At 47.5% G+C, this 5251-nt stretch carries 5 protein-coding genes; 4 read left to right on the top strand and 1 reads right to left on the bottom strand.

The window, feature by feature from the left end:
* Positions 1–1184: 1184 nt before the first annotated feature.
* From NKF26_RS23870 to NKF26_RS23860, 3 genes are all read left to right on the top strand, one after another.
* Positions 1185–2411 carry an orc1/cdc6 family replication initiation protein gene (locus tag NKF26_RS23870; protein ID WP_253227387.1) on the top strand — a complete coding sequence of 409 codons (1227 nt, stop codon included), beginning with the start codon at positions 1185–1187 and terminating at the stop codon, positions 2409–2411.
* 698 nt (positions 2412–3109) lie between these two features.
* Complete coding sequence (locus NKF26_RS23865; protein ID WP_253227386.1) at positions 3110–4003, top strand: ParA family protein; 894 nt, start codon at positions 3110–3112, stop codon at positions 4001–4003.
* On the top strand, positions 3963–4358 hold the full coding sequence (locus tag NKF26_RS23860) for a hypothetical protein (RefSeq protein WP_253227385.1): 396 nt from the start codon (positions 3963–3965) through the stop codon (positions 4356–4358). Before NKF26_RS23865 ends, NKF26_RS23860 begins: the two co-directional genes overlap by 41 nt.
* 348 nt (positions 4359–4706) lie before the next feature.
* Here NKF26_RS23860 and NKF26_RS23855 read toward each other — a convergent pair whose 3' ends face one another.
* Positions 4707–5015 carry a helix-turn-helix domain-containing protein gene (locus tag NKF26_RS23855; protein ID WP_253235028.1) on the bottom strand — a complete coding sequence of 103 codons (309 nt, stop codon included), beginning with the start codon at positions 5013–5015 and terminating at the stop codon, positions 4707–4709.
* Here NKF26_RS23855 and NKF26_RS23850 point away from each other — a divergent pair.
* On the top strand, positions 4992–5251 hold a 260-nt coding region (locus tag NKF26_RS23850), incomplete at its 3' end, for a hypothetical protein (RefSeq protein WP_253235029.1). The two genes, NKF26_RS23855 and NKF26_RS23850, sit on opposite strands and share 24 nt — an antisense overlap.

Below are 5251 nucleotides of genomic sequence, written 5' to 3'. Positions count from 1 at the left end.
TTTGGTGAAAACCCAGAGACCATCATCGAAACGCTCCGGGAAGATTCGCGCCTAGACGACGTCCATGATGACGAACTCCGTTCTGTTGTGAACGCACAGCTCAAGCAGTAACTTATTTCTCGAACAAATCGATAAGGGTGTGGGTGTTATCGATAACCCAGCTCTACCGTTGACAAGAACAAGTCGATAGGGGTGTGTCTATACGGCTTGGTGGCCTTTCACACAACAAATCGATAGAGGTGACTCTCCGAATTTCGGGTTTCTGACATTCTATGAAAGCAGTCGCAACCAACTGGTTTTTGTGAATAATTTACAATTCCCACGCAATTCGAGTAGGGTAGATGAATTTCATTGATCACGTTTTCCTTCGCGGTAATCGAAACCGTCTCTGTGTTTCGTCGAGAACAGATGGTACGAGCGCATGCATACAGTGAGATGGAAGGAGCCCGTGATCTCAGAACAGATCTTGCACGGCAACTCAATCGTGATAAGGGCGCGTTAGTCGTGACCTCAAAACGCTGACCTGCCATAGTGGGGTAGAGTTGGCGTCGCCCTGGATATTGAACAAGCAAACCGTTCTCTCGCTTTTTTCCTTAACCCGACAGTATTGAGCACCACCTCGACTTGCGATATCTAGCGAGGCCACACCACCTTTGCACGTGAATGGAAACAACGGTCCCATGAACAGAACACACCACTCTTGCATGTGAACATCACCGTATAACCAGTTCAGACAGAGTTCTGGAACCAGAGAGACACCACTCTTGCAAGTGAAGCTAGTCGTGGAAAGGGGTAGGTGATGAGAAATGCATCTAAACCACGGATACAACTGAACGAGAGAACTAACTCGTTCAACTAACTAACAAAAAAAGCAGTCGCACACCACTGCTGCAAGTGAACTCATGAATGACTGTCGGTACTGACCGAAGAAGACAAATTCACGAAGACTATAACACTTCCCGGAAATTCAGCGGATAAACGCTGTATATCGCCTGTTTTCACTTGAACAGGTGGTGTGTCAGCCAATGTGTCAACGCTTTAGTTGTAATCGTGCACTGTTGTTCTCTTACTAAACTCTCTCTTACTAGCTTCACTTGTAACAGTGGTGTGTGTCTGTTCTAGTGTTCACTTGAATCAGTTGCAGCTATGGTTTTATATGGATGGGACATAAGTATTGAGACAGAATGCGGCGGTTCACCCGAAAACAAAATATTTTCACAAACAAGGACGCGCTCAACGAGTCCTATCAACCCGAGCGTATCCAAGAACGCGATGAGGAGATCGACGCGTACATGAACGCTCTACAACCCGTCGTCGACGGATGGGAGCCAAACAATATTTTCGTATACGGGAATACAGGAGTTGGGAAAACTGCAGTCACCGATTTCCTCCTTGATAGACTCCGTGAAGACATCGAACAGTACGACGACATTGACCTTCATGTACTCTCACTCAACTGTAAAACACTCAATTCGTCCTATCAAGTTGCTATCGAACTGGTGAACGAGCTCCGACCCGAGGGTGCTGAAATCAGTTCGACAGGATATCCACAGCAAACGATCTTCAAAAAACTCTACACTGAACTCGACAAGCTTGGCGGAACAGTCCTCATCATCCTTGACGAAATCGACTCCATCGGTACTCGTGATGAGTTGCTCTATGAACTTCCTCGTGCGCGATCAAATGACAAGCTCACCGAGACGAAAGTTGGTTTGATTGGTGTCAGTAATGATTTCAAGTTCCGAGATCGGCTCGATCCTCGTGTCCAAGACACACTCTGTGAACGGGAACTTCATTTCCCGCCGTATGACGCGCCTGAACTCCAGAATATTCTCGAGTCTCGCGTTGATGTTGCACTTGCAGAAGGGTCTATCGAAGATAGCGTCCCACGCCTCTGTGCTGCGCTCGCTGCAAAGGATAGTGGCAGTGCTCGTCAAGCACTCGATCTCCTTCGACTCGCGGGTGAGCATGCTGAAAACAGAGACGATGACATCATTACAGAATCGCATGTCGAAGCAGCAAAAGAGATGCTCGAACAGGAGCGCGTTGAAGAAGGGATGCGAGAACTAACCGTCAATGGTCATTTTGCCCTTCTAGCAGTCGTCTCAATGGCTGCAAAAGGTGATACGCCGTGTCGTACTCGACGTATCTATGAGGAGTACACCGACCTTTGTCAGTTTGCAGGTGTCGATCCGCTTGCTCAGCGGTCCGTACATAACCATCTGTCTGATCTAAGAATGTTGGGTATATTGACTGCCGAGGAGAATCGGAGTGGATCCCGTGGAAATTACTACAGCTATGCACTAGATGTTCCCTTCTCTAGTGCGCTGTCGGCGCTCTCTGATGTGCTATCTTTAGAAGAGACGCTGACGAAGTTAGAAACGCTCGCACAGCAAAATGACGTTCTGTAGTTCTGGTTTTCACTTGCAACAGTGGTGTCTGACGAAGGTAGATTTGTAGTACCGATCTGGTTGCGTGAGATCAAAAATAACCATTTGTCCCCAGACCATCTGGCGGGACCACACCACTCTTGCATGTGAACCGCATCGTGTGACCAGTTTAGAGAGAGTACGGGAACCAGAGAGACAACACTGCTGCTAATGAAGCCAAGAGCGAAGTCGGAACTATCCCTCTCACACAGCGGTTTTCCTGAGTTAACAAACAATGAGTTGATCTTTATCTGTGACGAGGATGGGTATCTCTGTATTGATACCGGCTATAACGATGAACTCAGGAAAACCGCTATGGTGGCCGTCACTGAAATTGAGAAACCAGGACCTGATAGTGCTGTTCTGTGTCGATATCTTTGCCCTGAAGGACGTGAGAGGAACCAATTCTTTTCGTAATTCATTGGACGAGGTGGACTGTGGAAATGTGGTGTGATGGATACAGCACGTCCAGTGTATTTGCCCAATTTGTCTCACATCTCAAACTCACCCTTTAACCTCGATTACAGAATCTGCATACTATATACAAATACAGGATATGTATATTATGATTCTGGCGCTTTCTACCTGACAGACAAGGCTAATACGAGACCTTGCTATCCTCTTCATCTCGTTGTCTGACGTACCTTTTTGTATCTTGTATATGTATACAGCAAATGCATATGGTCACTGTATCGAGTAACCGGATACTACGTGCTGCAACCTACGTTGAAAAAGGCGGGGTTGGCAAGACAACCACGTCTGCACACGTAGCTGTTGCAGCTGCACGGGAGCATGGCCTTAACGTGCTCCTCATTGACTTAGCAGGGAAGCAAAACGACTTGTCCACTCACTTTGGGATGAACGATGAGGTCGATGATATCGATGCTCCTATCTCCGCTATCTTTGGCGAAGATTGGGAATTCATCCGAGACAATATCCCAGATGTCGTTGATCGCATGGTCTATGATACGGGAGAAGGTATTGACCTTATTCCTGCAGACCCTGGGCTCGGCGGTGCAGATAATAATCTCGCAAACGTTCCCATTGAGGAGCGTTTTTCGAAGCTAAATGAGTTCATCACCGAAGACCTGAGCGATCGTTACGATTTCGTGTTGCTCGATTTGCCGGGCAAAGAGGACAACATTGCGTTGAACGGATTGTTCGCCGCCAGAAACGTCATTGCACCACTCAAACCTGGTGCGTTCGAGCGGAATCAGCTAGATAATCTTCGCGACGATCTCGATGACCTTCGCGAAGAACATCCAATCGATCCGCAGCTCGCGATGGTCATTCCGACGATGGTGAAGAGCTCGACGAACTTATCAAAGGAATTCGTTGCTGAACTCCAAGAAGCATATCCAGACCAGGCAGCCCCGGTTCCTGTCCCGAATTCACAGGATATCTCGAAGAAGCAAAACGAAGGCTGCACACTGTTCGCTGTCCCTGAAGATGAGCTGTACAATACAGGGCAGCGTGTGCTAAACGCGTACCGTGAGAACACCACCGAACTCCTCAACCGACTCACAGAGACCAATGAGCCAAGACAAAGCAGAAAAGCTCCTCCAGAGCAGTAAAAACCAGAAACGTTCAACGTCCGAACCGTCCCAGGCCGACGAGACTGTTGAACTGACGCAGACTGTTCAGAACGCCTATGAAGCAATTGACAACGGCGATGCCAGCTCAAACATCACTGTTCGAGATACGAATCTCGCAGCCCTGTTTCACGGACTCGAGGAGTCTGGCGAGCTCGAAAACGTTGCCGCAGATGCACGCCGGGCGCTCAACCGAGAAAATGATTCCAATGTGAATCGAAGCCAGACTATTGGGGATCTCATTCGAGTTGGGTTGCAAGAAGTGGCTCCGAATACAGTTGATCAAGCGATGAAGGCAAAAAAAGAATACCTCCTGTCTAAAGAAGACGAATTCTGATCTCTTCGTTTGTTTTCTACTTCTGGTTGTGAATTCCGAAGTTATATCCTGGATGTGAAAACAGAAGGAATATGCTGAATACGTATGCTGAATATGTATACAATTCGCTGATGCTGGTGAACAATCTGTACCCTACCTTGTATGGACTGAATCACTCATTTCTGATGTGAATTCTGTATTCGCATATAGTATCTGTATATTGTATTCGGCCTCCGATATCTATCCGTTGAATGCCTGTTGGAAATCTCTTACTAGATTATTCTACTGATGCAGATCTGAATTTGGAATCCTTCTTCTGTGTTTGTATACAATGTCTGTATGCTGTATCCGTATTCAGTATATGGTGATTCACTCCGAGGAAAGCTGAGACAATTGGGATGTTACTGCATTTGTCCAACTGTTCACTTCATGTTGTAGCCACTCCGTCATCTCAGGGAGTGGTTGAGCGACATGCAAATACTTGACACCACCACTATTGACAGTACGAGGATACCGAGTGACCAATTCCTGTTCATATAGCGGTTGTAGTTGCTTCCCAATCGTACTCTGATCACGGTCGAGAATTTCAGCGATTTCAGCGATTGTGCTGTGTGGATGATCGAGGACAGTGAGGTATACACGAAATGCTGCTATATGTACTCCACAGACCGTGGCCATCGTCTCCGTGAGCTCCAACTCGGATTTTTCATCCAACAATCTGCTCCGCATTCTTCTGACTTTCCAAAGTCACTATTGTCGCTGACGACTACTGACGAACTCGAGCAGCATCCGTACCGGGATCCAGATCGATTGCAGACGGCCTACGAGCAAGCAGGAACAATCGCGGGCACGGCCACCTACTTCGATGTGTCAGAGACGGCAGCACGCATCTGGCTAATTCACTACGGAATCTA

Origin of the sequence: Haladaptatus sp. AB618 (assembly GCF_024136965.1) — an archaeon.
Lineage (GTDB): Archaea > Halobacteriota > Halobacteria > Halobacteriales > Haladaptataceae > Haladaptatus.
Note: the sequence above shows the minus strand (reverse complement) of the source record. Positions and strands in the feature narration are given on the sequence as shown.